The organism is Streptomyces sp. NPDC090442 (genome assembly GCF_044769405.1).
Lineage (GTDB): Bacteria > Actinomycetota > Actinomycetes > Streptomycetales > Streptomycetaceae > Streptomyces.
Map to the genome: position 1 here is coordinate 104,250 of NZ_JBIVXW010000007.1, position 25,410 is coordinate 129,659.

The 25,410-nt window shown below is 73.6% G+C and carries 23 protein-coding genes and 1 tRNA gene; 7 read left to right on the plus strand and 17 right to left on the minus strand.

Annotated elements, in window-relative coordinates:
* Nucleotides 1-103: 103 nt before the first annotated feature.
* From ACIQU6_RS07820 to ACIQU6_RS07840, 5 genes are all read right to left on the minus strand, one after another.
* Complete coding sequence (locus tag ACIQU6_RS07820; protein WP_403480740.1) at nt 104-1,327, minus strand: cytochrome P450; 1,224 nt, start codon at nt 1,325-1,327, stop codon at nt 104-106.
* A 125-nt stretch (nt 1,328-1,452) separates the two neighbouring features.
* Entirely contained in the window at nt 1,453-2,673 is a 1,221-nt protein-coding gene (locus ACIQU6_RS07825; RefSeq protein WP_403480793.1) for an MAB_1171c family putative transporter, read from the minus strand.
* Entirely contained in the window at nt 2,666-3,238 is a 573-nt protein-coding gene (locus ACIQU6_RS07830) for a hypothetical protein (protein WP_403480794.1), read from the minus strand. Before ACIQU6_RS07830 ends, ACIQU6_RS07825 begins: the two co-directional genes overlap by 8 nt.
* A gap of 61 nt (nt 3,239-3,299) precedes the next feature.
* Nucleotides 3,300-3,806 (minus strand): helix-turn-helix domain-containing protein, encoded by a 507-nt coding sequence (locus ACIQU6_RS07835; protein WP_403480741.1) that lies wholly within the window; start codon nt 3,804-3,806, stop codon nt 3,300-3,302.
* A 323-nt stretch (nt 3,807-4,129) separates the two neighbouring features.
* Nucleotides 4,130-4,203: transfer RNA gene (locus tag ACIQU6_RS07840), tRNA-Pro, on the minus strand.
* A 169-nt stretch (nt 4,204-4,372) separates the two neighbouring features.
* Here ACIQU6_RS07840 and ACIQU6_RS07845 point away from each other — a divergent pair.
* A complete protein-coding gene (locus ACIQU6_RS07845) occupies nt 4,373-5,131 on the plus strand; it encodes a transketolase (RefSeq protein ID WP_403480742.1) in 759 nt (252 codons plus the stop codon).
* 124 nt (nt 5,132-5,255) lie between these two features.
* Nucleotides 5,256-6,149, plus strand: coding sequence for a transketolase family protein (locus tag ACIQU6_RS07850; protein ID WP_403480795.1), 894 nt, complete (start codon nt 5,256-5,258; stop codon nt 6,147-6,149).
* Between the two features lie 21 nt (nt 6,150-6,170).
* Here ACIQU6_RS07850 and ACIQU6_RS07855 read toward each other — a convergent pair whose 3' ends face one another.
* A complete protein-coding gene (locus ACIQU6_RS07855; protein ID WP_403480743.1) occupies nt 6,171-7,085 on the minus strand; it encodes an alpha/beta fold hydrolase in 915 nt (304 codons plus the stop codon).
* Nucleotides 7,086-7,251: 166 nt separating this feature from the next.
* Between ACIQU6_RS07855 and ACIQU6_RS07860 the strand changes: the two genes are divergently transcribed.
* Together ACIQU6_RS07860 and ACIQU6_RS07865 are read left to right on the plus strand one after the other, a co-directional pair.
* Nucleotides 7,252-10,464: an amidohydrolase family protein gene (locus ACIQU6_RS07860; protein ID WP_403480744.1), complete on the plus strand. Its 3,213-nt coding sequence runs from the start codon at nt 7,252-7,254 to the stop codon at nt 10,462-10,464.
* Nucleotides 10,465-10,738: 274 nt separating this feature from the next.
* Nucleotides 10,739-11,995 (plus strand): acyl-CoA dehydrogenase family protein, encoded by a 1,257-nt coding sequence (locus tag ACIQU6_RS07865; RefSeq protein WP_403480745.1) that lies wholly within the window; start codon nt 10,739-10,741, stop codon nt 11,993-11,995.
* Nucleotides 11,996-12,052: 57 nt separating this feature from the next.
* Here ACIQU6_RS07865 and ACIQU6_RS07870 read toward each other — a convergent pair whose 3' ends face one another.
* The 7 genes from ACIQU6_RS07870 to ACIQU6_RS07900 form a co-directional block, all read right to left on the minus strand.
* Nucleotides 12,053-12,712: a GAF domain-containing protein gene (locus tag ACIQU6_RS07870; RefSeq protein WP_403480746.1), complete on the minus strand. Its 660-nt coding sequence runs from the start codon at nt 12,710-12,712 to the stop codon at nt 12,053-12,055.
* Nucleotides 12,709-13,332 carry a GTP-binding protein gene (locus ACIQU6_RS07875; protein WP_403480747.1) on the minus strand — a complete coding sequence of 208 codons (624 nt, stop codon included), beginning with the start codon at nt 13,330-13,332 and terminating at the stop codon, nt 12,709-12,711. Before ACIQU6_RS07875 ends, ACIQU6_RS07870 begins: the two co-directional genes overlap by 4 nt.
* Nucleotides 13,310-13,723, minus strand: a complete 414-nt coding sequence (locus ACIQU6_RS07880) for a DUF742 domain-containing protein (RefSeq protein ID WP_403480748.1) — start codon at nt 13,721-13,723, stop codon at nt 13,310-13,312. Before ACIQU6_RS07880 ends, ACIQU6_RS07875 begins: the two co-directional genes overlap by 23 nt.
* Nucleotides 13,720-14,169: a roadblock/LC7 domain-containing protein gene (locus ACIQU6_RS07885; RefSeq protein ID WP_403480749.1), complete on the minus strand. Its 450-nt coding sequence runs from the start codon at nt 14,167-14,169 to the stop codon at nt 13,720-13,722. The genes ACIQU6_RS07880 and ACIQU6_RS07885 overlap by 4 nt, the downstream gene beginning before the upstream one ends.
* The gene (locus ACIQU6_RS07890) at nt 14,159-16,120 is read right to left on the minus strand and encodes an ATP-binding protein (RefSeq protein ID WP_403480750.1); all 1,962 of its coding nucleotides are present in this window, start codon (nt 16,118-16,120) and stop codon (nt 14,159-14,161) included. The genes ACIQU6_RS07885 and ACIQU6_RS07890 overlap by 11 nt, the downstream gene beginning before the upstream one ends.
* A 213-nt stretch (nt 16,121-16,333) precedes the next feature.
* Nucleotides 16,334-17,542 (minus strand): MBL fold metallo-hydrolase, encoded by a 1,209-nt coding sequence (locus tag ACIQU6_RS07895; protein ID WP_403480751.1) that lies wholly within the window; start codon nt 17,540-17,542, stop codon nt 16,334-16,336.
* A gap of 365 nt (nt 17,543-17,907) precedes the next feature.
* Nucleotides 17,908-19,299, minus strand: a complete 1,392-nt coding sequence (locus tag ACIQU6_RS07900) for an NAD(P)/FAD-dependent oxidoreductase (protein WP_403480752.1) — start codon at nt 19,297-19,299, stop codon at nt 17,908-17,910.
* Between the two features lie 395 nt (nt 19,300-19,694).
* Here ACIQU6_RS07900 and ACIQU6_RS07905 point away from each other — a divergent pair, with 395 nt between their 5' ends.
* The gene (locus tag ACIQU6_RS07905; RefSeq protein WP_403480753.1) at nt 19,695-20,669 is read left to right on the plus strand and encodes a carbohydrate kinase family protein; all 975 of its coding nucleotides are present in this window, start codon (nt 19,695-19,697) and stop codon (nt 20,667-20,669) included.
* A gap of 140 nt (nt 20,670-20,809) precedes the next feature.
* On the opposite strand, the gene ACIQU6_RS07910 is transcribed toward ACIQU6_RS07905, so the two are convergent.
* Genes ACIQU6_RS07910 through ACIQU6_RS07920 form a run of 3 tightly spaced genes read right to left on the minus strand, consistent with a single transcriptional unit; the run spans nt 20,810 to nt 22,860 of the window.
* Nucleotides 20,810-21,712 (minus strand): SAM-dependent methyltransferase, encoded by a 903-nt coding sequence (locus ACIQU6_RS07910; protein WP_403480754.1) that lies wholly within the window; start codon nt 21,710-21,712, stop codon nt 20,810-20,812.
* A 10-nt stretch (nt 21,713-21,722) separates the two neighbouring features.
* Entirely contained in the window at nt 21,723-21,986 is a 264-nt protein-coding gene (locus ACIQU6_RS07915; protein WP_274912262.1) for a DUF397 domain-containing protein, read from the minus strand.
* Nucleotides 21,987-21,993: 7 nt separating this feature from the next.
* Nucleotides 21,994-22,860 carry a helix-turn-helix domain-containing protein gene (locus tag ACIQU6_RS07920; RefSeq protein ID WP_403480755.1) on the minus strand — a complete coding sequence of 289 codons (867 nt, stop codon included), beginning with the start codon at nt 22,858-22,860 and terminating at the stop codon, nt 21,994-21,996.
* Nucleotides 22,861-22,996: 136 nt separating this feature from the next.
* Between ACIQU6_RS07920 and ACIQU6_RS07925 the strand changes: the two genes are divergently transcribed.
* Nucleotides 22,997-23,458 carry an ATP-binding protein gene (locus tag ACIQU6_RS07925; protein ID WP_403480756.1) on the plus strand — a complete coding sequence of 154 codons (462 nt, stop codon included), beginning with the start codon at nt 22,997-22,999 and terminating at the stop codon, nt 23,456-23,458.
* A gap of 52 nt (nt 23,459-23,510) precedes the next feature.
* Here the strand turns inward: ACIQU6_RS07925 and ACIQU6_RS07930 are convergent, their stop codons facing one another.
* Nucleotides 23,511-24,311 carry an SGNH/GDSL hydrolase family protein gene (locus ACIQU6_RS07930; RefSeq protein ID WP_403480757.1) on the minus strand — a complete coding sequence of 267 codons (801 nt, stop codon included), beginning with the start codon at nt 24,309-24,311 and terminating at the stop codon, nt 23,511-23,513.
* A 276-nt stretch (nt 24,312-24,587) separates the two neighbouring features.
* Between ACIQU6_RS07930 and ACIQU6_RS07935 the strand changes: the two genes are divergently transcribed.
* Complete coding sequence (locus tag ACIQU6_RS07935) at nt 24,588-25,397, plus strand: tyrosine-protein phosphatase (RefSeq protein WP_403480758.1); 810 nt, start codon at nt 24,588-24,590, stop codon at nt 25,395-25,397.
* Nucleotides 25,398-25,410 lie beyond the last annotated feature (13 nt).

The following is a 25,410-nucleotide window of genomic DNA, read 5'->3' on the forward strand; positions in this document are numbered from 1 at the left end:
AAGGACCCGCCCGGTGCGACGGGGGATGCACACCGGGCGGGTCACAGCCCTTTTCTACCGCATGTCTGAACGGTTACGCATCAAAAAGATGTGCGCTCTTGGATTACCAGGCCACGGGCAGCGAAATCAGGCCACGTGAGCGGATCGTCCGGCGGTGGCGTACTTCGTCCCGGGGGATGTCGAGGTGCAGTCCGGGGAAGCGGCTGATGAGGGCGGCGATGGCGGTCTCGGCCTCCATGCGGGCGAGCGGGGCGCCGAGGCAGTAGTGGATGCCGTGGCCGAGGGCGAGGTGGCCGGTGGGGTCGCGGGTCGGGTCGAAGGCGTCGGGGGCGGGGAAGCGGGCCGGGTCGCGGTTGGCGGAGGCGAGGGAGAGCAGGACGCTCTCGCCGGCGGGGATGCGGACGCCGCCGATTTCGATGTCCTCGACGGGGAAGCGGCGGATGGCGAGGGCGGCGGGTCCGTCGTAGCGGAGGAACTCCTCTACAGTGGCGCCGAGTTCGGCTGGATTTCGGCGCAACGCCGCGAGCCTTTCGGGGTGGTCGAGGAGGGCGAGGGTGGCGTTGCCGATGAGTTGGACGGTGTTCTCGTAGCCGGCGAAGAGGATGAGGAAGGCGAGGGAGGTCAGTTCGTCCTCGGTGAGCCGGTCGGTGGCGGCGTCGCCGGGGCCGTCGTCGCGTACCGCGATCAGGTCGGAGAGCAGGTCATCGCCGGGGGTGGCGCGCTTGGCGGCGATCAGGTCGGTGTAGAACACCAGCATCGCGCCGACCGCTTCCTTCGTCGCGTGCGGGCGGTTGGGGTCGGGGGTGATGAGCGCGTCCGACCAGGCCAGGAAGTCGCGCCGGTGTGCGGTGGGGATGCCGAGGAGGTCGCAGATGACGGTGATCGGGAGCGGGCCGGCGTAGTCGGCGACGAGTTCGGCGCGGCCCTTCGCGGCCATGGCGTCCAGCAGTTCGTCGGCGATGCGGCGGACGGGGGCGCGGAGGGTGTCGATGCGGCGCGGGGTGAATGCCTGGGCGACCAGGCGGCGGATCCGGGTGTGGTCCGGCGGGTCCATGTTGAGCAGGTTGGCGTCCAGGGCGGGCGGCAGGGCGAAGCCGCGGTAACTGCCGGGCGCGGCATGGCGCTTGTCGAGCGAGAGCCGGGGGTCGGCCAGGGCGCCGCGGACGTCGTCGTAGCGGGTGACCAGCCAGGCGGGCTGACCGTCGGTGCCGGTGATGCGGTGCACCGGGCCGGCCGCGCGGAGGGCGGCGCAGGCCGCGTACGGGTCGTCCAGGAGGGGGGTGGTGTCGATCGGTGCGTCGGGGCCGGTCTCGGCGGTGTTCTGCATGGCGTACGAGCCTAGATCAGCGGAGGCAGCGGCCGGGCGGCACCGGCCGGGTGGGGTCGGTGCCGCCGCGGGCGGGTCGGGAGGCCCGGACCCCCGTACCGGGCCACCCCGTCTGTGGGGTGCGGTCAGCGGCGCGGGGTGGCGCTGCGCTGGCGCAGTTCGACGAGCACGGTTTCGATGAGCGGGGAGCGGTAGACGTCGGCGACGAGCGCCAGGTGTTCGTATTCGGCGGCGAGTTCGGGGCGGCGGTGGGCGGCGGCGACCACCACGCTGTCGGCGCCGTGGTCGGGGACGTGGCCGACCGCGCGGTTCTCCAGGCCGCGGCGCAGGGCGGCGGCCTCGGCGACGGCGGCCAGTTGCCGGTCGTCGAGGGAGACGGCGCGGGCGCGTTCGAGGACGATGTCGATGGCGTCGGACTCCACGTGGCGGCGGATGCCGCGTTGGACGTCGCGGATCTCGGCCATCTGACGGTTGGCGCGCCATTCCAGGTCGGCGAAGGGCCAACGGCCGGACCACCGGCTGCCGTCCATGGTGACCTCGGGGGTCTGGGCGGTGACGGTGCGCCAGAGGGGCGTGAGGCGGCGCAGTCGGCGCCAGGCGGCGACGCGGGGGCCGGCGGCGGGCAGGCTGAAGCCGGTCAGGACGAGGAGCGCGGCGACCGAGGCGCTGAGGGGGGCGACGCCGTTGGAGAGCCAGTGGGCCGGGTGTCCGGTCCATGACAGTCCGAAGCCGATGACCTTGCAGGCGCAGTAGACCAGGCCGAGCCAGCAGCCGGCGGCCAGCACCCGCAGCCCGCGGGCCAGCCAGGAGCGGCCGAGCCGGGCGGCGTAGCGGGGGCAGAGGGTGCCCAGGCCGGCGAGGCTGGCGCCGAAGACGGCCAGGTACAGGACCAGGAAGACCATCACGCCGGGGGCGTCGGTGTACGCGGTGCTGAAGTCGCGGGGGTGTTCCACGGCGTCGGGGCGGCCGACGGCGAAGCCGGTGACGGCCACCGCCCACAGGAGCGCCACCGCGCCGACCGTCCGGCGGGCCCTGGTCCGGGCCCTGGCCCGGGCCGCCTCGCCGTCGCCGGCCGTCCAGCGGAGCAGCAGCACCAGCGCCCCGGCGGCGAAGACCATGACGGAGGAGTACAGGAAGACCATGGCGAGGTTCGCGACGCCGACCAGGTGGTCGAAGCCGCGGTAGAGGCTGGGTGCGGAGAAGAGGAAGACCGTGGCGACGCCGCCGGTCATCACGCAGGCCAGCCCCAGGTCGGTGTTGCTGCGGTCGCGGAACCAGGCGACGGCCTTGTACGCCACCAGGGCCCAGGCGGCCGCCCCGAAGCAGAGGTAGACGACGTCAAACACCACTCTCCCCTTCCTCCGCGGCGGCCTCCCGTTGGCGGCGGATGTGTTGGAGGGCGGGGCCGAGCGCGGCCGCGACCTCGGCGGCCGGCCCCTCCAGCGGGAGTTCCCGCTCGGCCGCGGAGGGCACCACGTGCTCCATCAGCAGCGCGCCGAGCACCTCGGTCTCCCGCTCGGCGGGGTTGTCGTAGCCGTGGTGACGGGCGAAGCCCATGGTCAGGCCCATCCGTCGCATCGCGGTGGCGACGTCGACGGACGGGGTCCACAGCCGCAGCGCGTCCTCGGTGACGGCCGGGTCCTGGGCGTGGCCGAGGAGGAGGTGGCTGAGTTCGTGCAGCACGATGTGGGCTTGGTGCCAGGGGGAGGTCTTGAGTTCGTAGAAGACCCAGTAGCCGTCGTCGGTGGTGGCGGTCATTCCGGAGACCACCCCGCCCAGGCCCATCGGCGCCAGGTGGACGGGGCGTTGGACGCGCGCGGCGACGATGTCGCAGATCCCCCGCAGGTCGGTGGCGGCGGGCAGCCGCAGCTCCTTGATGAGCTGCTTGCACCGCCTGCGCATCTGCCCCACTCGCATGCTCGTCCCGTCCTCGTGTCCGGCCCGCCGCCAGATGGTGAAGACCCCGTCGCGCTCAGCGGTCGGTGTCGGGCCGTGCGGCACGCCGCTCACCTCCCTGCTCCGGCGGGCCGTCCGGCAGGTTCATCTGCCGGCGGAACTGGGAGATGATCGTCGTCAGGCTGTCCTGGACCTCCGGGGGCAGCCCGACCGAGCGCAGCGCGATGGCGCGCACCCGTTGGTCCCGCATGGCGGCCAGGAACCGGACCTCCTCCTCCACCCGCGCGGCCTGCGGCTGCGAGAGGTCCCCCAGCAGATACCCGACGGGCACCGCGAAGAACTTCGCCAGCGCGCGCAGGAGTTCGGGGCTCGGGTTCGCCCGTCGTCCGTTGCGCAGCATCGACAGGTACTGCTCGGTGACCCTGACGCCGCCGTACTCCGCCGTCCCGCGGCTGATCTCCTCGGCCACGTGGGCGTTGGTGTAGGGGGCGCCCGGCGGGTGCATGTGCGCGAAAAGGTGGTCGAGCCGTTCCGCGAGCACGCTCCCCTCCCCCTTGGACCGGTTGTCTCCTCCCACGGTCATCCCCCCGTCCGTCCCGCCGGCCCAACGAGCAGTTAAGGCCGCCGAAGTCACCTCCCCATCCTGTCACGCCGGGAACGCGGCGCACCAGTCCACATACGGACAGTGAGGAACGCCCGACTTAACCGGGAGTTGAGTGATGAGGCAACAACACTGCGTCGACCTGAGCAGGGCGTACAGAGCGGCGGGACGCGGCGGCTGCGTGGGGCTTCGGGCGGGCGCGGCAACGGCGTTGGGCCGACGTCGGGCGAGGGGTGGGTGCCGGGGAACGCGAAGAGGCCGTGTCGGATATTTCCGACACGGCCTCCAACTCACGTTTCCGTAAGTCGGGACGACAGGATTTGAACCTGCGACCCCTTGACCCCCAGTCAAGTGCGCTACCAAGCTGCGCCACGTCCCGATGCTCGCTGCCCCGGGGCTCCCGGAGCGGGCGTGCGACACAACGATACCGCACTTCAGAGGGTGGCTGTCGCCATTTCCCGACCGATGAGGGCCGGGCGGTCGGCGCCGGTGATCGCCCTCCGGTCGGCCTTGACCTCAAGTCGGCTTGAGGTTGCAAGGTCGGGGGCATGACGAACACGGCGACGCAACCGACCCTGGACGCCCCGCTGCACGGCGCCCGCGGATTCGACGAACTGCCCCGCCTGATGGGGCTGATGACCGGCGACGAGAAGCACGGCCCCGCGGCCACCTCCACCCTCGACGCCCTCTGGGTCCTCTACGACCGGGTGCTGCGGGTCTCCCCCGCCACCGCCGACGCCACCGAGCGGGACCGCTTCCTGCTCTCCAAGGGCCACGGCCCGATGGCCTACTACGCGGTGCTGGCCGCCAAGGGCTTCTTCCCCGCTGACTGGCTGCCGGGCTTCGGCGCCTACGACTCGCCGCTCGGCCACCACCCGGACCGGATGCTGGTGCCCGGCGTCGAGATCGGCAGCGGATCGCTGGGGCACGGGCTGCCGCTGGCCGTCGGCACCGCGCTGGGGCTGCGCGCCCAGGGCCGCACCGGGCCGGCGGTGTGGGTGCTGATCGGGGACGCCGAACTCGACGAGGGCAGCAACCACGAGGCGCTCGCCTACGCGGGCGCGGCCGGCCTGGGCCGGCTGCACGCCCTGGTCATCGACAACTCCTCGGCCACGCACGGCTGGCGGGGCGGGGTCGCCTCCCGCTTCGAGGCCGCGGGCTGGTCCGCGACGACCGTGGACGGCCGCGACCACGAGGCGCTGCACGAGGCGTACCGCGCCCCGCACCCGGGCCGGCCGCACGCGGTGGTCGCCCGCGTCGAGCCGAAGAACGCCACCGCCCCCGCGCCGCCCCGGCGGGTGGCCTGAGCGCCCCACGCCACACCACCGAGGGCGTTCGACGTTCCCCGTGACGACCGACGACTGACGGCGCTCGACCGGCGCCTGAACGACCAACAGACCCGATTCGAGAGGACTTTGAGTGAGGGACACCATGCGGGAGCGGTTCGCCGCGGTCGGTTCGCGACTGCTGGACGAGGACCCGCGGCTGGCCGTGGTGCTGGCCGACATCGGCGCGGACGGCTTCGCGGACGCGACCCGGCGGCACCCCGAGCGGGTACTGAACGTCGGCATCCGGGAGCAGTTGCTGGTCGGGGTGGGCGGTGGGTTGGCGCTGACCGGGATGCGGCCGATCCTGCACACCTTCGCCAGCTTCCTGGTGGAGCGCCCCTTCGAGCAGGTGAAGTTGGACTTCGGCCACCAGGGCACGGGTGGGGTGCTGGTGAGCGCCGGCGGCTCCTACGACTGGCCCAGCGGCGGTTTCACGCACATGGCCCCGGGTGATGTGGCGCTGTTGGACACCCTCGACGGCTGGACGGTGCACGTGCCGGGGCACCCGGACGAGGCCGAGGCGCTGTTGCGGAAGGCCGCGGCGGCCGGTGACGACAAGGTGTACGTGCGGCTGTCCGTACAGGTCAACGAGGCGCCGCGGGCGGTGGACGGGGCCGGCTTCGTGACGGTACGTCAGGGCGGTGGTGGCGTGGTGGTCGTGGTGGGCCCGATGCTGGACAACGTGCTGGTCGCCACCGAGGGGTGGGACGTGACCGTGCTCTACGCGACGACCGTGCGGCCCTTCGACGGCCGGGCGCTGCGGGCCGCCGCGGACGACGCCGGTTCCGCGGACGTGGTGCTGGTCGAGCCGTATCTGGCCGGGACCTCCACGGGGGACGTCAACGACGCGCTGGCGGACCGGCCGCACCGGGTGCTCGGACTGGGCGTCGGCCGCCGGGAGTTGCGCCGTTACGGGCGGCTCGACGAGCACCTGGCGGCGCACGGGCTCGACCCGCGGGGGCTGCGGGACCGGATCGGCGGGTTCCTCGGTCGGTAGGCCGGCCCGGCGGCGGGTGGGTCAGAGGCGGGCGTCGAGCCAGGCCAGCAGGTCGGCCTGGACCTCGTCGCGGTCGGTCTCGTTGAGGATCTCGTGGCGGGCGTCCGGGTAGGCGCGCCAGGTCAGGTCGCGGGTGCCCAGGTAGCGGAAGTCCTCCAGGAGTTCGTGGACCAGGGTCATCCGCTGGTGGCAGGGGTCCTGGTCGCCGACCGCGACGTGGACGGGCAGGCCGCGGGGGATCCGGGCCAGATGGGCGGGGTCATTGAGTTTGCGGATGGCGCGCACCCAGTCCAGCACCAGGCCGGCGGAGAACGGGAAGCCGCAGTCCTCGTCGGCGACGTAGCGGTCGACCTCGGCGGTGTCGCGGGAGAGCCATTCGTAGCCGGTGCGGTGCGCGAAGGCGTCGTTGAAGGCGCCGAAGGTGCGGGGGAGGAAGGGCGAGGGGTGGGCGCGGCCGTGGGCGGCGCTCTCCGCCTCCAGTTCGGCGGTGGCGGCGTCGATGTCGAGGCCCGGCAGGGTGCGGAAGGCACCGGTGAGGACCAGTCCGGCGAGGTCGGCGCCGTACTCCTGGGCGTAGTCGCGGGCCAGCATCGCGCCCATGCTGTGGCCGAGGAGGACGAGCGGGAGGCCGGGGTGGGCGGCGGCCGTGTGGTCGCCGATGCCCTTGAGGTCGCCGACGATGGCCCGCCAGGCGTCCTCGCCGGTCACTCCGCGGCCGCCGGTCGAGGGGGCGGTGGCGCCGTGGCCGCGGTGGTCGGAGGCGACGACGACGTAGCCGTGGTCGGTCAGGAAGCGGGCGAAGCGGTCGTAGCGGCGGGCGTGTTCGGCGGCGCCGTGGGCGATCTGCACCAGGGCGCGCGGGGCACCGGTCTCCGGGAGCCAGGTGTAGGTGGCGATGCGGGCGCCGTCGGGGGCGTGGTGGACGTCCTGCTGCATGGTGCTCTCCTGGGGCGGCGTCGGTGGTCGCGCCCACTCTGGCCGGTGGGGCGGCCGTTGGCCACGGGGCGCGCGAGGCGGATATGGCCGAGTGCCCGCCCGGCGTGGCACGATCGGGCGGTTCTGAGTCGACACCGTGCCGCAATCCCCTTTCGCAGGAGGAACGTTGGACACCGCAGACCGCTCCGAGCACTACCCGATCCGGCGTGCGCCGCTGACCCGCCGCAGATTCCTCCAGGGCACCGCCTCGGCCGCCGCCGCGGCCGGGCTGGCCGGCGTCGCCGCCCCCGAGGCCGAGGCCCTGCCCGCCGCGCCGTCCGCGGGCGCGCCCGCGGCGCTGTCCTTCACCGCCGCCACCAACGGCGCGGCCACCCTCGCCCCGTCCGGTGACCATCTGGTCGCCGAGGTGCAGAACGTCCTGTGGTCGCTGCCCCGACACGGCGGCGAGGCGCGGGCGTTGACCCCGCCCGACCTGGAGCCGACCCGCCCGGCGTACTCCCCCGACGGGCGCCGGCTGGTGGTCTGCGCCTATCGGGGCGGGAACTTCCACCTGTGGGCGCTGGCCCCGGACGGCTCGGGCCTGACGCGGTTGACGGACGGGCCGTGGGACGACCGGGGGCCGGCCTGGTCGCCGGACGGGAGCCGGATCGCGTTCGCCTCGGAGCGCGGCGGCGACGCGGTGGCCGGGAGTCCGTACCGCATCTGGGTCCTGGAGGTGGCGTCCGGGCGGATGTCCCGGGTGACCGGGCTGCCCGGCCAGGACGGGCCCCATCAGGACGGCGCCTGGGAGGACTTCGACCCATGCTGGTCGCCGGACGGCTCCCGGATCGTCTTCGTCCGCGGTCGGGTGAGCGGCGCCGCGCTGCTCTCCCGGACGGTGGCGTCGGTGCCCGCCGACGGGCGGGGCGCGGTGCGCACCGAGCACACCGAGGCCGCCGCGGCGCAGGTGATGGTGCCCGCGCTGTCCCCGACCGGGCGACTGGCGTATCTGCGGACCACCGACGCTCCGGGGGCGACCTGCACGCTGGTGGTGGACGGGACGGCGGTGGCGCTGGATGGCGATGTGGAGCCGGTGCCGCCGCGCTGGGTGTCGCGGGAGGAACTGTTGCTCACCGTCGGCGGGCAGTTCCGCTTCGTCCGGCCGGATGCGCCGCAGCACGTCGAGACCGTTCCGTTCACCGCGCGGCTGCCGCTGGATCGGCCGCGGTACCGCCTGAAGGACTACGGTTTCGAGTCCTCGGCGGCCGGCCCGGTCCGCGGCATCCATCTGCCGGCGCTCTCCCCGGACGGCCGCAGGGTGGCGTTCGCGGCGCTCAACTCGCTGTGGGTGGCGCCGACTTCCGGCGCCGGTGCGCCGCGCCGCATCACCTCGGCGGCGGCCACCCGGTATGTGCTCGCGCCCAGTTGGTCGCGGGACGGCCGGGCGCTGGTGTACGCGGACGACCGAGACGGGCTGTTCGCGGTGCGCCGCCGGGAGTTGGGCTCGGGGGTGGAGACGGTGCTGGCGACCGGCGGGCGGGTGCAGCCGGCGCTGTCGCCGGACGGCGGCCGGCTGGCGGCACTGGACATGGCGGGCAATCTGGTGGTGCGGACGCTGGCCGGTGGCGCGGAGAAGGTGCTGGCCGCGCCGATGGGGGCGGGCGGGCTGCCGGGCCGGCCCAGTTGGTCGCCGGACGGGCGGTTCCTGGCGCTGTGCGACCGCAATCGGCTCAACCGCCGGTTCCGCGAGGGCTACAACGTCATCCGGATCGTCGACGCGGAGTCCGGGAAGGACCGGTTGTACCAGGTCGCCGAGCACGTCTCGATCGCCGACCGCTATGACTCGGGCCCGGTGTGGTCGCCGGACGGCACGTGGTTGGCGCTGATCGCGGAGTCGGCACTGTGGGTGCTGCCGGTGCGGCCGGACGGGACGCCGGCGGGGGCGCCGCGGCAACTGACCGAGGAGGCCGCGGACCATCCGTCGTGGTCCGGGGACTCCGGGACGCTGCTGTATCTGTCGGCCGGGAAGCTGCGGTTGGTTCCGGTGGCCGGCGGTCCGGCGCGGACCGTTCCGGTGGCGCTCACCCGGCGCCCGGCGCGCGCCCGGGACACCGTGGTGCACGCCGGCCGGTTCTGGGACGGCACCGGTGAGACGGTGCGGGAGGACGTCGACGTGGTGGTGCGGGACGGGCGGATCACGGCCGTGGAGCCGCACCGGGCGTCCCGGGCCGGTGCCGCCCGCCGGGTGGACGCCGGTGAGCGGACGGTGCTGCCGGGACTGTGGGACGCGCACACCCACCCGTGGCAGACGACGTACGGCGGGCGGCAGTCCGCGCTGCAACTGGCGTACGGCATCACCACCACGGTGTCCTGCGGCGGCTTCTCGTACGAACAGGCCCGGCTGCGGGAGGCGTTGGCGTCCGGGGCGCTGACCGGGCCGCGGCTGCTGACCTGTGGTGAGCTGCTGGACGGTGGCCGGGTGGCGTACAGCATGGGGCGGGCGCACCGCACCGAGGCGGGGCTGCGTCGGTCGTTGGCCCGGGGCGCGGCGTTGGACTGGGACTTCGTCAAGACGTATGTGCGGGCGCCTGGTTGGGTGATGGCCGAGGCGGCCCGGTTCGCGCACGAGCGGCTCGGGGTGCGCGCGGGGAGCCATCTGGTCACTCCGGGCGTGCAGTTGGGTCAGGATCTGACGACCCATCTCCAGGCGACGCAGCGGCTGGAGTTCGGGCATGCGGTGTCGGCGTCGGGGCACGCGTACCAGGACCTGACGGAGGTCTATGCGCACGGCGGGTTCCGGATGCTGGCCACGCCGTTCTCGGCGTCGCCGCTGATCGGTGAGGATCCGGCGCTGGCCGAGGACGTGCGGGTGAGCCGGCTGATGCCGCCGTGGGACGTGGCGGTGGTGCGGGAGAACGCCGGACGCCGGCCGACGGCCGCCCAGTTGGCGGACATCGGGACCGAGGTCGGGGTCTACCGGCGGGTCCTGGACGGCGGCGGGCTGGTGGCGCTGGGCACCGACCAGCCGTTGGTGCCGGTGGGCCTGTCGTTGCATCTGGCGTTGCGGGCGCTGCACCGGGGCGGGTTGAGCGTGGCGCAGGCGCTGCGGACCGCGACGGCGCTGCCGGCCGAGGTGTTCGGCGCCGAGCGCGATCTGGGGACGCTGGAGGTCGGCAAGCTGGCGGACCTGACGCTGGTGGACGGCGACCCGTTCCGGGACATCGCGGCGCTGGTGCGGACCTCGGCGGTGCTCAAGGGCGGGCGGCTGTACGAGCAGCGGGAGTTGGTGGAGTCGTTCCCGGCGCCCGGTGCGCCGGCGTCGGAGGCGGCGACCGGTACGGACTGGCTGGAGGTGGGCCGGCAGCAGCGCCGTGAGTCCTGCTGCGACCTCGGGCACTGACGGCCGGGGAAGCGCGGGGTGGCGCGGTTCCGCGGGGTGGCGGGACCGCGTCGCACCGCGCTCCCGGGAGGGGGTTGTGCGGCGCACTTGCGCACTCCAAGTGTCCGTATGAATACGCCGGGTTGATGTTTTGTGCGCCCCGGAGCTGGTATGCCAACGGGTATTGCGTACCGCAGGAGCAAGATCGTTTCCTATACGATCGGGCGGCGCCGCGCGCGTCGCCTCCCAGCGGGGAGCGGTCCGCAGGCAGGAAGTTCGCGGAGGAGGGCTCGTCTTGCATCGCTACTTCACCGACCGGCGGCACGAGGTACTCCGGCGCCGGGTACGGGACTTCGCCGAGCGCGAGATCCGGCCCCGGATCGCCGGCATGGAGGCGAACCGCGCCGTCTGCCCCGACCTGTCGCGGCTGATCGCCCGTCAGGGGTGGATCGGCGCGACGGTGCACCGCAGATACGGCGGGATGGGCGCCGGGCACGTCGCCAAGACCCTGATCATCGAGGAACTGTCGCGGGTGAGCGCCGCGATGGGCGCCATGGCGCAGGCGTCCCAGCTCGGCGCGGCGAAGATCATCCACTTCGGCAGCGAGGAGCAGAAGCGGGCCTGGCTGCCGGCGATCGCGGCCGGCGACTGCCTGCCGACCATCGCGGTCACCGAACCGCACTCCGGCGGCCATGTGTTGGGGATGGCCTCCACCGCGGTCCGCGACGGCGACGACTACGTCCTCAGCGGCCGGAAGACCTACGTCGGCAACAGCCACATCGGCGATCTGCACGGCGTGGTGGTCCGCACCGGCGAGGGCTCCAAGGGCCTGTCGGCGTTCCTCGTCGAGTCCGGCACCCCCGGCTTCCGGGTCGGGCCGCAGCAGCCGGCGATGGGCCTGCACGGCTTCAGCTTCGGCGAGTTGTTCTTCGACGAGTGTCGGGTCCCGGCCGCCAACCTGCTGGGCCGGGAGGGCGACGGACTGTCCGTGGCGTACTCCTCCAGCGTGCTGTACGGGCGGCCGAACCTGACGGCGGTCTCGCTCGGCATCCACCAGGCCGTCCTGGACGAGACCACCGCGTTCTGCACCGAACGTCGCCGCTACGGGGAGCCGCTCGCCGAACTCCCCACCATCAAGCTGAAGTTGGGCCGTATCCAGTCCCGGCTGCTGCTCGCCCGGCTGGCCGCGTACCACGCCGTGCACCTGTTGGACCAGGGGCTGCCGTGCGATGCGGAGCTGATGAACGCCAAGCTGGTGAACGTGGAGTCGGCACTGGAGTCGGCGCGGGACGCGATGGACATCCACGCCGCCTGCGGGCTGTTCACCGACCGGCCGGTGGAGCGCTTCCTGCGCGATGCGCACCACATCTTCGCGCCGGCCGGCACCTCCGACGTCCAACTGCTGCGGCTGGGCGAACTGGCGCTGGGGCAGGGCAAGGGCGAGTGGTCGGACCGGCTGGCGGGACTGCTGCGGACGCCCTCGGACGCTTCCGAGCCCCCCGGGTCGGACGGACTTCCGGGCGGCCGTGGGGCGTTGGCCGGGGTGCTCTGAGGCGCCGGCGGGCGCGGCCCCGACCGGCTCCCGGCCCGGGGCCGCCGGCCCGCCCGGTCAGGGGGCGCCGGTCTCCTGCTGCCGCTGCTCCATCTCGTGGATCTGCTCGACGAGTTCGGCGGCGAACGCCTTGATGGTGTGCAACCCCTCGCGCCCCCAGGGGCGGGGCTCGCGGTCGATGACGCAGACGGTGCCCAGGGTCGTGCCGGTGCGGTCGATCAGCGGGGCCCCGAGGTAGGTGCGGATGCCGAGCTCGTCGACGACGGGGTTGCCGGCGAACCGCGGGTAGTCGCAGACGTCCTCCAGCACCAGTGCCTTGCGCCGCACCACGACGTACGGGCAGTAGCCGTGGTCGCGGGCCATGATCCGCTCCGGGCGGCCGCTGGGCGGCGCCGGGCCCAGCTCGACGGCGGTGTCCAGGTCCGGCGCGTACAGGCCGGCGAAGTACTGCTCCCGCTCGTCGATGAAGTTGACCATCGCGTAGGGGGTGTTGGTGGTCCGGGCCAGCTTGCGGGCGAACGCGTCGAAGGCGGGGAGCGGGTTCTTGCCGATCCCCAGCTCGCGTAGTCGGGTGACCCGGGCCGGCGCCTCGTGGTCCTCCGGCGTGATCAGCAGGCGACGCGTCAGATCCTCGGTGAGATGGGGTAGTTGCGAGGACGGATAGCGCCAGGACGGATAGCGGGAGGGGAACGGGAAGCGTGCGGAGGGGACGTTCATGGCAGCTCCGGGGTGGCGGTGAGGACGGGAAAGGTGAGCAGGTGCGCGACGAGGGACACCAGCACCTGGGTGCCGGACGCGCACTGGCGGGCGTCGCAGGGGACGACGGGGACCTGTGGGTCGAGGTCCAGGGCGGCCCGGATCTCGTCGGGCGCGTAGCGGTGCGACCCGTCGAACTCGTTGACCGCGACGACGAAGTGGATGCCCCGCCCCTCGAAGAAGTCGACCGCGGCGAAGCACTGGTCGAGCCGTCGGGTGTCGGCGAGCACCACCGCGCCGAGCGCGCCGTGGGACAGCTCGTCCCACAGGAACCAGAAGCGGTGCTGCCCCGGCGTGCCGAAGAGGTACAGGACGTGGTCCGGACCGAGGGTGATCCGGCCGAAGTCCATCGCGACGGTCGTGGTGGCCTTGTCCTCGACGCCGGTCAGGTCGTCGGTGGCGGCGCTGATCTGGGTGATGAGCTCTTCGGTGCTGAGCGGTTCGATCTCGCTGACCGCACCGACGAAGGTGGTCTTGCCGACCCCGAACCCGCCCGCGACCAGGACCTTCAGCGCGGTCGGGAAGTGATCGGACGACGGGTCCGCCAAGGTGTGGGGGTCAGAGTCGTTGGCGAAGTCCATGCAGCACCGCCTCCAGCAGGGCGCGGTCGGGACGGGGGGCGGGGGCGGCCGAGACGGCCGAGGGAGTACGCGCGGCGAGCGCCCCGCAGTCGACGAGGTCGGCCAGGAGCACCTTGGTGACGACGGCGGGCAGCCGGATGTGGGCGGCGATCTCGGCGACCGGGACGGTCCGCCCGTCGCACAGCCCCAGGACCCGGTCGTAGTCGGGTCCTTGCAGCCCGGCGGGCCGCCGGCCGGTGGCCCGCACCATGGTCATCAGGTCGAAGTCCGCCGTGGGGTGGGTGCGGCCCCTGCTGACGGTGAACGGGCGGACCAGGGGGCCCGCCACGTCGTCGACCCACGGGGCGTCCGGTCCGAACGGCCGCTGCCGGTGGGGCAGGGCCACGGTCAACGGCCACCCGCCGGACCCAGGGTGCGCGGGGCCGCCGACAGATACGGCCGGACGCTCTTGACCAGCATCCCCATCTCGTAGCCGAGCACGCCCGCGTCGGCCTCGCGGCCGGCGAGCACGGCCAGGCAGGCGCCGGAGCCGGCGGCGGCGACGAACAGGAAGCTCTCCTGCATCTCGACGACCACCTGGAGGATGTCGCTGCCCTCCCCGAAGCGCGAACCGGCGCTCCGGGCAAGGGAGTACAGGCCGGAGGAGAGCGCCGCCATGTGGTCGGCGACGTCCGGTTCGAAGCCGTGGCACGCCTTGACGAGGCCGTCGGCGGACAGGAGGACGGCGCTTCGGGTGTGGGGCACCCGCTGGACGAGTCCGGTCAGCAGCCAGGAAAGGTCGGTGTGCTGATTGCCGCGGAACTCCGCGTGCCGCTGTGCGCGCACATCACTCACCATGGTCGGGTTCGTCTCCTCGGGGGCGGGCCGTCGGGGCGTCGTGGTCAAGGGGAAGGAGCAGATCGGGGTCTACGGCGCGGCCGGTCCCGCCGTCCTGGCCCGGGGTGGTGGCAGGAACGGGGCTGGGACGGCCGGCGGCGGCCAGGCCGGCCGCGTAGCTGGGGTCGCCGCGGCTGAAGCCGCGTTGGTAGGCGGCCATCAGATGGGGGTCGTGGAGTCGTTCGGGGTCGGTGCGCTGCGGCGGCTGGACCGGCGCGTCGCGCAACTGGGGGGCGATGTGGGCCTGCTTGATGCGGCGCGGCAGCCGGGGGCGGTCGAGCTCGTCCAGGGGGAGCGGCGGGGGCGGCAGGACGACCGGGCCCGGGTCGGCGGGGCGGGTGGGGGCCGGGCGGGCGCCGGTGGGGCGTTGGTCGGCGGGGTGGCCGCCGCCCGGCAGCGCGCCGGGCGGGACGCCGGCCGGGCCGGAGGCGTGCTGCGGCGCGGTCGCGGCGGCCTCGACGCTGGCGGCGGTGGTCTGTGCGGGGGTGCGGACGATGCGACGGCGGGTGGGGAGGCCGTCGGATCCGGTGGTGGGCAGCGCCGGCAGGGCCCGGGGCGTGGGCCCGGCGGACGGCTCGCGGCGGTCGAGGGCGTAGTGGAAGCGGTCGCCGTGCGCCCGTTGGCCGCGCGCCGGGGCCGGTGCGGGCTCCTCGTCCTCCATCCCGTCCGGGAACTCCTCGCGGATCTCGGCCGAGTTGGCGCCCAGCAGCTCCGGCGGCACGATCACGACGGCCTGCACGCCGCCGTAGATGTTGCCCTGGAGCCGGACCAGCAGGCCGTGCCGCTGGGCGAGCGCGGAGACGACGTAGAGGCCGATCCGGCCGTCGTCGAGGAGTTCGGTGAGGTCGATCCGCTCGGGGTCGGTGAGCAGCCGGTTCATCTGCTCCTGCTCGCCCCCGGCCATGCCCAGGCCGCGGTCCTCGACCTCGACGGCGAGGCCCGCGGTGACGTGCCGCGCGCGGACCGTGACCGGCGTCTCCGGGTCGGAGAACTCGGTGGCGTTCTCGACGAGTTCGGCGAGCAGGTGGACGACATCGGCGACGGCGTGCCCGCGCAGGGTGCCCTCGAAGGGCGAGACCAGCTTGATCCGGGTGTACTGCTCGACCTCGGCGGTGGAGGAGCGCACCACCTCGGTCATGGTGATCGGGCGGGTCCACTGGCGGCGGGTGATGGCGCCGCCGAGGACGGCGAGGTTCTCGGCGTGCCGGCGGATGCGGGTGGCCAGGTGGTCGATGACGAACAGGCCCTTGAGCAGGTCCGGGTCCTCGACCTGGTACTCCATCTCGTCCAGGGTGAGGATCTGGCGGTGGACGAGGGACTGGAGCCGCCGGGCGAGGTTGACGAAGACCTCCAGCTTCTGCTCGTTGCCGGTGGCGTCGCTGCGGACGATGCCCACCGCCTCGATGAGCGCGGCCTCCGCGGCCCGGCCGGTGACGGCGATGTCGTGGGCGACCTGGCCGAGGGGGTCGCCGCCGGGCTCCGCCAGCGGCTCCCGGTCGTCGCGGGGCCGCAGCCACTCGTCGTGGCGGACCCGGTCGAGGAGGTCGACGAGATCGGCCTGGGCGCGGGCGCACGCCTGGCGCAGCCGCGTGCAGCGGTGCGCCTGGGCGCGCGCCTCGGCGTTCCCGACCAGCGCGCCGATCAGGACGATGACGCAGACCGCGGCGAGGCCGCCGGCCAGCACCGTCCACTCGCGCTCGGTGATCCGCGCGCCACCGCTGCTGACCACGAACGCGGCGACGCCGGCGCAGACGACGGCCACCGACAGGGCGGGGATGGCGGCGAGCCGGACCAGGCGGGACCGCAGCGCCGCATCGGCCACCGGCTCGGGGAACGCCGCCCGGCCGTGCCGGCCCCCAGGGGAACCGGCAGCCTCCTGGGACCTCTCGGTCCTCGGCGTTGCGGTACGCATCGGCGCCCTCCGGATCGGCCGTTGGCAGTTCACGGAGCACGCACGCTAGTTGTTGCGGGGGTGGGGTTCGGACCGTCTTCGGGGTTTCGCTACCCCACGCCACCTACTTGGGTATGCATGGCCCGCACGGGCGCGCGATAAGATCCGAACTCCCGTACAAACAGGGGCGGTTGAGTAGCACACCAGCACCCCAGCCGCCCCAACGGCCCCGCCTCACCGCGGGAGTTCGACGGCGGCGGGGTCCGCCTCTCCCTCCACCGCGACGGCGGCCCGCGCCCCCGGGCCCACCGGCGGCCAGCTCGGCCAACCCTGGACCGGCGGCACCGCGACCGCCCGCCACCACGGCTCCACGACCTGCGCCTCGGCGGGCTCGAACGGCCGGCCCGGCGGCGGCACCGCGACCTCGACCCCGGCCCGGTACGCCGCGGCGACCGTGCGCTCGGCGGGCTCGGCCCACGGGTGCGGGGCGAGGTTGAAGGTGCCCCAGTGGATCGGCAGCAGCACCCCGCGCGGCCGCCCGCCCTGGAGGTCGAGCTGCGCCCGCAGCCCCTCCTCCGGCGTCATGTGCACGTCCGGCCAGAAGTCGGAGTAGGCCCCTATCTGGACCATCGTGGCGTCGAACGGGCCGTGCTCCGCGCCGATTTGGGCGAAACCGGGGAAGTAGCCGGTGTCACCGCTGTGGTAAATGCGGTGCTCGGGGCCGGCGACGACCCACGAGGCCCACAGCGTGTGCTGTGCACCGCGCAGCCCGCGGCCGCAGAAGTGCTGCGCCGGGGTGGCGGTGAGGGTGAGCCCGCCGACCCGGGTCGACTCGTGCCAGTCCAACTCGGTGATCCGGCCCGGGGGCACGCCCCAGAACTCCAGGTCGGCGCCGACGCCCAGCGGCACGACGAAGACCGCGCCGGAGGCCGCCAGTTGCTTGATGGTCGGCATGTCGAGGTGGTCGTAGTGGTCGTGCGAGATCACCACCGCGTCGACCGGCGTCAGCTCCGCCAGCTCCACCGGCACCGGGTGCATCCGCTTGGGCCCGGCCCAGCGCAGCGGCGAGCAGCGCTCGCCCCAGACCGGGTCGAAGAGCACCCGGTGCCCGTCGATCTCGGCGAACACGCTGGAGTGCCCCATCCACGTCAGCCGCAGCCCGGAGGCGGGCGGGCGGACCCAGTCCGCGGCGGTGGGCCGGTGCACCGGGATCCGCCCCACCGGCGCCCTGCGCAGCCGCCCCTCGCGGCTGAGCTGGGTGCGGGCCATCGGCAGCGCGGCGCCGCGGAGCAACTGCCGGGTGGGCGTCGGGTTGCGGAACTGCCCGTCCACGAACTGTGGCGACCTGCGCATCCTCGCCAGCCGCTCCCCCGTCGGCTCGGCGCCGAAGCTGGCGGGGCGCAGCGCGGTCAGTGGTCTCGGGCGGGGACGGGATGCGGTCACGGCACCTCCATGGTCGGGGCAGTCGCGAAGTGAACGGACCGCACGAACGGTGGGTTCCGACGACCGCCCGACCGCCGCACCGCGGCCCCGACTGCGCCACCGGCACCCTCCGTGGGCAACGACCCGGCCGCCCGCCGCATTCCCGAACCGGCGAAGCGACATCTCGACGAGTCGACCGGCGGGCGGGCCGACGGACGGACGAACCCGCAGTCAGGCCCGTACTTCGTCGTACGACGGGGTGAGCGACGGCGCCACGCGGACTCCCCCGATCGAGTGAATCCGGAACGGGGTCGCGGCCCCGGCACGAGCGGCGCACACCCCGTCCCGCCGAACCGCCGACCGCTCCCCTCCCCCTCCTCGCCCCCTCAGGTCGTCTCCACCGTGCCGGGTGGCCTGGGCAGCCCCGGGCGGCGGGGCAGGAAGACCGTGCGCAGGAGGACCCGCGGGGCCATGAGGCGGGCGGGTGGGGCGGTGAGGCAGAAGACGTCCCGGAAGGCGCCGCCGACGACCCGGTCGACGGCGGCGCGGGCGGCCAGCCGGTCGAGGTACCACGACATCAGGCGCTCGCCGGGGCCCGCCTTGGCTTCGGTGCCGTGCGCATAGGGGCGGTCGGCGCCGACCGCCGCCATCCAGGCGGACTCCGCGGCCCGGCCGACCGCCCGCTGTGCCCGGGCGAGGACGCCGGGACCCGGGCCGCCGGCGGCGTCGAGGGTGTCCCGCAGGGCCACCGCGCCGAGCGCGGCCACCGACATGCCCTGGCCGTAGACCGGGTTGAAGGTGCAGTTGGCGTCCCCGAGGACCAGCAGGCCCTCGGGGAGGGCGCCCGGGTGGTCGTAGTGCCGGCGGCGGTTGCGGGTGTCGCGGAAGCCGTGCACCGGCGAGACCGGCTCGGCGCGGGTGAGGAGTTCGTGGACGTAGGGGTCGCCGATGGTGGCGCTGAACGCGGCGAACTCCGCCTCGTCCGTGGGTGGGTGGTGCCCCGTCACCCCGGACAGGGTCAGCAGCCAGTTGCCGCCCTCCACCGGGAGGTAGGCGGCGCCCCGGGGGCACTCCGGCCAGCCGGGGACGTTGACGGCGGTCTCGGGTTCGCCGTCCTCGTCGGTGGGCCGGTACATCCGGGTCGCGTAGGCGAGGCCGGAGTCGACGGTCTCCTCCCGTGGTGCCTCGCGGCCGAGTTCGGCGTACCACTGGGGCGTGCGGGAGCCGCGTCCCGAGGCGTCGACGACCAGGTCGGCGGGGAGCGGGCGAGAGGTGCCGGTGGCGCGGTCGCGGACCGTGACGCCGGCGACCCGCCGGGCGTCGCCGAGGAGGCCGACGGCCTCGGTCGCCTCCAGGACCTCGACGCGGGTGGTCGGTCCGAGGGCACGCAGGGCCCGTTCGCGGACGACGGCGTCGAGCACCGGCCGGGTGACGCTGAGCGTGGGGTGCCGGCGCTCGTCGAAGCGGCGCTGCCAGCCGGTGGGGGTACGGGTGAGCAGGTCGCGCGGGAGGTAGAGGCTGCGAGCCCCGGCGTCGGTGAGCGCGGCGACCGTGCCGGGCAGCAGCCGCTCCAGTGCGCGCTGCCCGCCGCTGAGCAGGATGTGCAGGTGGTGGGCCTGCGGGACGCCCTTGCGGAAGGCGTGGCCGGCCGGATAGCGGTCCCGTTCGACGACCGTGATCGTCTCGACGTGCCCGCGCAGGGCGACGACGGCGAGCATCCCGGCGAGCCCGCCGCCGATCACGACCGCGGTGCGCCCGCGGGCGGTGTGCTCCGGCATGCGTTCTCCTTCTCCGCGCAACGGGCCGGCCCGCCGGTCCGTTGGTCAGCGCCGCCGGGAGCCGATCACTGTCGGGCCTCAGACTCAGGCGCCCGCCGGGCCGGTGTCAACGACCCGTTCCCGGCCGTGACCGGTTCGACGGCCGCTCGACAACTCCCGTCCCGCGCTTCCTCCTGACGCGCGGCGTCCGGCGCCCGGCCCGCCCGTCGGCGCCCCGGCCTCGGGGTGTGAGCAGCGACTTCTCGGCGCCCCTTCCCCCTGCGCGTCACGCCAGTCCCTAACATCCCGATATGAGGCGAGTGTGCGTCTAGACTCCCGTCGGCGGGCGCACCGCGGCCGCGGCCGCTCCCACCAGCACGGGACTCGTCGCACCAGCAAGGGATTCAGGGACGCTTGTGACCTTCCAGCAGGTATCTGAGCCATATGACGTACTCGTCGTCGGCGGATCGGGCGTGGACACCATCGTGCGGGTCAGCGCGCTGCCCGTGCCGTCCGCCGACAGACACCGGGTGCCGCCCATCCACGAGGAGGCCGGGCACACCGGTACCGGTGTCGCGCTCGGCTGCGCGGCGCTGGGACTGACCACGGGGTTCGTGGACTTCCTCGGCGACGACCCACCGGGCGCCCTGGTCCGCGAGCGGCTGGCCGGCAGCGGGGTCGACTTCCGCCCGCTGGCCTCCCCGCACGGCACCCGACGGGCCGTCAACCTCATCTCGCCGGACGGCCGTCGGACGTCCTTCCACGACGCCCGCGAGCCGCTCGATCTGCGCATGCCGCCCGAGCACTACCTCCCCCTGCTGCGCCGCACCCGGCACGTCCATCTGTCGATCACCCACTTCGCCCGGCACCTCTTCGACGACATCGAGGCGCTGGGCCTCCCCGTCTCCACGGACCTGCACGACTGGGACGGCCTGACGGAGCATCATCGCGAGTTCGCGTTCCGCTCGGAGCTGGTCTTCCTCAGCACGGCGGGCGCCGGCGAGCGGATCGGTTCGATCATGCGGGAGATCGTCCACGAGGGGCGCGCCGAGGCCGTGATCGCCACCGCCGGCGCGGGCGGCGCCTATCTCCTCACGCCCGAGGACCGCACCCCTCGACTGGTGCCCGCGGCCGTGCCGCCCCGCCCGGTCGTCGACAACAACGGCGCCGGCGACGCCTTCACCTGCGGCTTCCTCTACGGCCGGCTGACGGGCCAGGACCTGGAGGAGTGCGCCCGACTGGGCGCCGTCGCGGGCGCCCACGCCTGCACGGCCGAGGGCGCGCACACCGCCCTCGCCCGGCCCGACGACCTGCGCGCCGCGCAGACCCCGCCGCCCCCACTGGCTCCGGTGGCCGCCGTCGAGGCCCAGGTCTCCCGCACCGGGGCGTAGCGCTCCGCGCCGAGCCCGCAGGCCCGGGCGACGCCGTCCCGCGCCGCCCGGCCCCGGACGGTCGACCGCCGTCTCAAGTGCCGTGCCACGCACCGGACTTGGCACCGCTTCGCGCCACCGCCCGGGCGGGCGGGTGCGGTTCAGCCCTTGCGGCCCACCGCCCCGTAGAAGATGGTGTTGTTGAGCTCCTCCGGGCCGGGCACGGGCTCGTCCGGCCGCCACAGGGGCACCCTCACGACGCCCGGTTCCAGCGGGGTGAACCGCCCGAGGAGGGCGGCGACCTCGTCCTTGGTGCGCAGGGCGAGCGGGGTGGTGGCGCTCTTGTAGACCTCCTCGACGTGGGCGCGGGCGGCCTCGTCGACCCGGCCCTGCGCGTAGCCCTCGTACGGCTCGTAGGTGCCGTTCGAGAGGATCAGGTGGCTGCCGGCGGCCAGCGCGGCGCCGAACGCGGCGAGCAGCGCGGCGGGGTGGTCCTCGTCGCCGAGGAAGTCGAGCACGCCGCCGACCAGGAGGCCCACCGGCCGTTCGAGGTCGATGAGTTCGCGGACCGTCGGGTCCTCCAGGACCGCCTTGGGGTCGCGGATGTCGCCGAGCGCGAAGGCGGTGCCGGGCGCGTTGGCGAGGCGGGCCCGGGCGTGGGTGGCCACGATCGGGTCGCTGTCCACGTAGACCACCCGGGTCTCGGGGGCGGTCTCGCGGGCCACCTCGTGGGCGTTGGGCGAGGTGGGGATGCCGATGCCGAGGACGAGGAACTGCCGGACCCCGGCGGCCGCCACGGCGCGGACCGCGCGCCGGCGGAAGGCGCCGTTGGCGCGGACGCTGTCGCGCACCTTGGGGTGGAGTTCGATGACGCGGTCCGCGGCGACCCGGTCGACCTCGTAGTTGTCCCAGCCGCCGAGGAAGTAGTCGTACATCCGGGCCGGGTGCGGCCGGCTGGTGTCGATCTCCTCGGCGGCGAAGCCCAGATGGTCCGGGCCGGGCGGGTAGGGCCCGATCGCCCAGGCCCCCGGGTCACAACCGGGAGGACCGTGCTGCTCGTTCATGACTCCCCCCTCAGTGCGCCGGGCACGACGCGGCGGAGAGCAGGAAGTCGGCGTGGCCGGCCTTCGCGCCCTCGATGAAGCTGACCATCTCGCGGTGGGTGTAGATCAGCGCGGGACCGTCCGGGTCGGTGGACTGGCGCAGGGCGACCCGGCCGTCGCGCAGGCGCAGGGCCTCGACGCACTCGCCGCCGTTTCCGCCGCTCCACGGCTTGTGCCAGCCGTCGCTGCCCAGTTCGCTGGCGGGCATCCCGTTGTAGATACGTATGCGGTCCATGGGGGGTTCAGATCTCCTTGCGAAAGCCGCCCAGGATGGCCTCGGTCGCGTGTGCCGGCGCGGCCTGCGCACACATCCGGTCCAGGGCCTCCAGGAACTGCGAGACGTCGTTGCGCTGGTCGAAGTACACGGCTCCGACGAGGCTTTCCGCGTACGCGATGTCCGGGAGCTCCGGGATCGGGAAGCGGAAGATGTGGAACGGCCCGTACATGGCGGGGTGCGGACCCGCGGCGAACGGCATCACCTGGAGCCGGACGTTCGGCATCGAGGCGGCCTCCATCAGCCGGGCGATCTGATCGCGCATCACCTTGGGTCCGCCGATGGGTCGCCGCAGCACGGTCTCGTCCATGACCGACCACAGCATCGGGGCGTTCTCGCGGGTCAACAGCGCCTGGCGTTCCATGCGCAGGGCCACGATGCGGTCGATGTCGGCCGGGGCGGCGTGCGGCATTCCGGCGCGCAGCACGGCGGCGGCGTAGTCCTCGGTCTGCAACAGGCCGGGGACGTAGTGTGGTTGGTAGGAACGGACCAGGTTGGCTTCGCTCTCCAGGCTGACGAAGGCGCTGAACCACTCGGGGAGGACATCGCGGAAGCGGTGCCACCAGCCGGGGCGGTTGGCCTCGCGGGCCAGGGAGACGAAGCCGTCGATCTCCTCCTGGTCGGTGACGCCGTAGGTCGCCAACAGCTTTTCCACGTACGGGAGTTTGAGGCCGACCTCGGCCTTCTCCATGCGCCGTATCGTGGCGTGCGTCACATCGAGCGCGGCGGCGGCGCGCTCGAAGGAGAGCCCCGCCCCCTCCCTCAGGTCCTGCAGTCGCTTGCCGAGCACCACCCGCAGGACGGTCGGTGCACCTGCAGACCGTGGGTCCGCCACGTCCGATCCCCTCCAACCAGCTTCAGTGCTCAGCAGTGTGTCATGCCGTCATCAGCTCGAACAGACTGCACTTTCAATTCTGCAAATTACAGACTGATCCTTGCCAACGGTGAGCAACATCGCACATAGTTAAGTCGTGGCTTCCTACAAAAACGCTCCGTCGTTAGGGCGATGCGGCGGCTTCGCCGCCCCGAGCCCGCAGGACGCGTTCCACTTGCCGGCGCTGCGCACGTCCGTTCCCGAGGCGCGCAGGCGCGTCAGCACGCTGCTGTGCGAGTGGGGCGCGGATCAACAGGTGCGCGACGACGTGGAGTTGGTGGTCACCGAGCTGTTCACCAACGCGGTGCGGCACACCGACAGCGAGAAGGTCGGCTGCGAGATAGCGGTCGTCGGCGCGCACATCCGCATAGAGATCACCGACGAGGGCGGACCGGGCACCTCCGCACCGCACGCCCTGCCCGGCAGTCTCGATCAGGAGGGCGGCCGGGGGCTGTTCCTGGTGGGTGCGCTCTCCGAGAGCTGGGGCACCCGACCCGACGACGGCGGCCGGGGCCAAGTGGTCTGGGCGGACCTGCCGTATCGGGCGACGGCGCACTGAAGGCCCCGTTCCGCCGCGGGGCGGGCACGGGGCCTTCAGCGTGCCGTGGGGGTTACAGCGGAAGCAGGTCGGGCCGCTTGGGCTCGACGTCGTCACCGGAGGAGACGCCGCGCAGCCGGCGCCCGATCCACGGCACCAGGTGCTCGCGCGCCCAGTGGATGTTGTCCCGCCGCGCCTCGGCGGCGGTCCGCTCCGCCTCCTGCGGCCATGCCTGGTCCGGGTCGGCCGGCACCTCAAGTCCCAACACCTGCGCGGCGCGCAGCGCCACCCGGGTGTGCCCGTCGGCCGACAGGTGCAGCCGGTCCTCGCTCCACGCCCGCCGGTCCTGCACGGACTTCAGCGACCACAGGTCGAGCACCGGGCAGTCGTGCCGGTCGGCGATGGCCCGCACATGGGCGGTGTACGTGGCGATCTTGCCGCGCAGGTGCTTGAGGACCGGCATGCCCCGGGTGTCAAAGCCGGTGCACAGCAGCACCGTCGGGACCGTCTCGCGCAGCGCGGCCACGGCCGCCTCGTAGCGCTCGGCCACCGCGTCCGGGTCCGAGCCCGGCCGCAGGATGTCATTGCCGCCGGCGCAGAACGTCACCAGCTCGGGGGCGAGCTGCTGCGCCCGGGGTACCTGCTCCTCGATGATCCGGTCCAGAAGCCGCCCCCGCACAGCGAGGTTCGCATAGCGGAAGTCCCCCTCGTTCCGCTGGTCGGCGAGGAGGACCGCAAGGCGGTCCGCCCAACCGATGTACGCCCCGTCCGGACCGGGATCCCCGACCCCCTCGGTAAAGCTGTCCCCGACGGCTGCGTACGACCCGATGGCGCTGATCGCGCCGTTGCTGATGTTCTTCGAATCGTCTGCCACGTCAGGACATACTTCACCGCGAGAAGTGACCTACGCCACCGTAACCAGGGGTTGACGAGGGGTGATTAATACCACCAAGTCAAATTCTGTCCAAGTGGGAATAATGATCGATCAGGAAGTGCTGCCCCACCGCCATGTATGGGGGATGATGCGCGCCGTTGCACCGGTGTTGCACCCCGTTGCCACCTGATTGCCGCAGGCATCGGTGTCGTATCGTCGGGAGAAGCCCCCGCCTCGCCGACGAGCAGCGTCGGCGACCGACCCCGAGGAGCGCCCGTGACGCAGCAGACGCCGCAGGTCCCCCAGTCCCAGCCGGAACTCGCGGAGGTCCGCAACTTCCGCGACGTGGGCGGGCTGCCGACCGTCGACGGGCGTCGCATCCGACACGGGCGGCTCTTCCGCAGCGGTCACCTCGCGCACGCCACCGAGGCGGACGCCGCGTTCCTCGCCGGCCTCGGGCTGCACACCGTCTTCGACTTCCGCAACGCCGCGGACATCAAGCTGGAGGGCCCCGACGTCGCCCTCCCCGGCGTGCGGAACGTCAACATCCCGCTCACCGACCCCGCCGACGGCGCGGAGTTCTGGGCGATGGTCCGGGACGGCGAGTTGGACCAGCTCCGGATCGCGCTCGGCGACGGCAAGGCCGCGGGCCGGATGGCCAGCACCTACCGCGAGATCATCACCACCCGCACCGAGGACCACAGCCGGCTGCTGCACGCCCTCGCCGAGGACAGCGTCCCGGCGCTGATGCACTGCGCCGCCGGCAAGGACCGCGCCGGTCTGTCCATCGCGGTCACCCTGCTCGCGGTCGGCGTGGAGCGGGACGCCATCGAGGTGGACTACCTCAAGTCCAACGACCCCAGCCGGCGCTACAAGGTCCGCCGCTCGGACAGCTCGGCGGCCGGGATGTCGCCGGAGGTCATGGAGCTGTTGTCGCCGTTGTTCGGCGCGCACATCGACTACCTCACGGCCGCCTTCGAGGCGATCGACGAGACCTGGGGCGGGGTCGAGTCCTACCTCGCCGACGGCCTCAAGCTCTCCCCCGCCACCCGCGAGCAGCTCCGTGAGCGCCTGCTGACGGACTGAGCCCCGCCCCGAC

What these genes read in the sequence shown, in the direction of transcription:
- ACIQU6_RS07820 (WP_403480740.1), bottom strand. Translation starts at nt 1,327, where the DNA reads ATGCAGAACACCGCCGAGACCGGCCCCGACGCACCGATCGACACCACC.
- ACIQU6_RS07835 (WP_403480741.1), bottom strand. Translation starts at nt 3,806, where the DNA reads ATGACCGTGGGAGGAGACAACCGGTCCAAGGGGGAGGGGAGCGTGCTC.
- ACIQU6_RS07845 (WP_403480742.1), top strand. Translation starts at nt 4,373, where the DNA reads ATGACGAACACGGCGACGCAACCGACCCTGGACGCCCCGCTGCACGGC.
- ACIQU6_RS07850 (WP_403480795.1), top strand. Translation starts at nt 5,256, where the DNA reads ATGCGGGAGCGGTTCGCCGCGGTCGGTTCGCGACTGCTGGACGAGGAC.
- ACIQU6_RS07855 (WP_403480743.1), bottom strand. Translation starts at nt 7,085, where the DNA reads ATGCAGCAGGACGTCCACCACGCCCCCGACGGCGCCCGCATCGCCACC.
- ACIQU6_RS07870 (WP_403480746.1), bottom strand. Translation starts at nt 12,712, where the DNA reads ATGAACGTCCCCTCCGCACGCTTCCCGTTCCCCTCCCGCTATCCGTCC.
- ACIQU6_RS07875 (WP_403480747.1), bottom strand. Translation starts at nt 13,332, where the DNA reads ATGGACTTCGCCAACGACTCTGACCCCCACACCTTGGCGGACCCGTCG.
- ACIQU6_RS07885 (WP_403480749.1), bottom strand. Translation starts at nt 14,169, where the DNA reads ATGGTGAGTGATGTGCGCGCACAGCGGCACGCGGAGTTCCGCGGCAAT.
- ACIQU6_RS07890 (WP_403480750.1), bottom strand. Translation starts at nt 16,120, where the DNA reads ATGCGTACCGCAACGCCGAGGACCGAGAGGTCCCAGGAGGCTGCCGGT.
- ACIQU6_RS07900 (WP_403480752.1), bottom strand. Translation starts at nt 19,299, where the DNA reads ATGCCGGAGCACACCGCCCGCGGGCGCACCGCGGTCGTGATCGGCGGC.
- ACIQU6_RS07910 (WP_403480754.1), bottom strand. Translation starts at nt 21,712, where the DNA reads ATGAACGAGCAGCACGGTCCTCCCGGTTGTGACCCGGGGGCCTGGGCG.
- ACIQU6_RS07915 (WP_274912262.1), bottom strand. Translation starts at nt 21,986, where the DNA reads ATGGACCGCATACGTATCTACAACGGGATGCCCGCCAGCGAACTGGGC.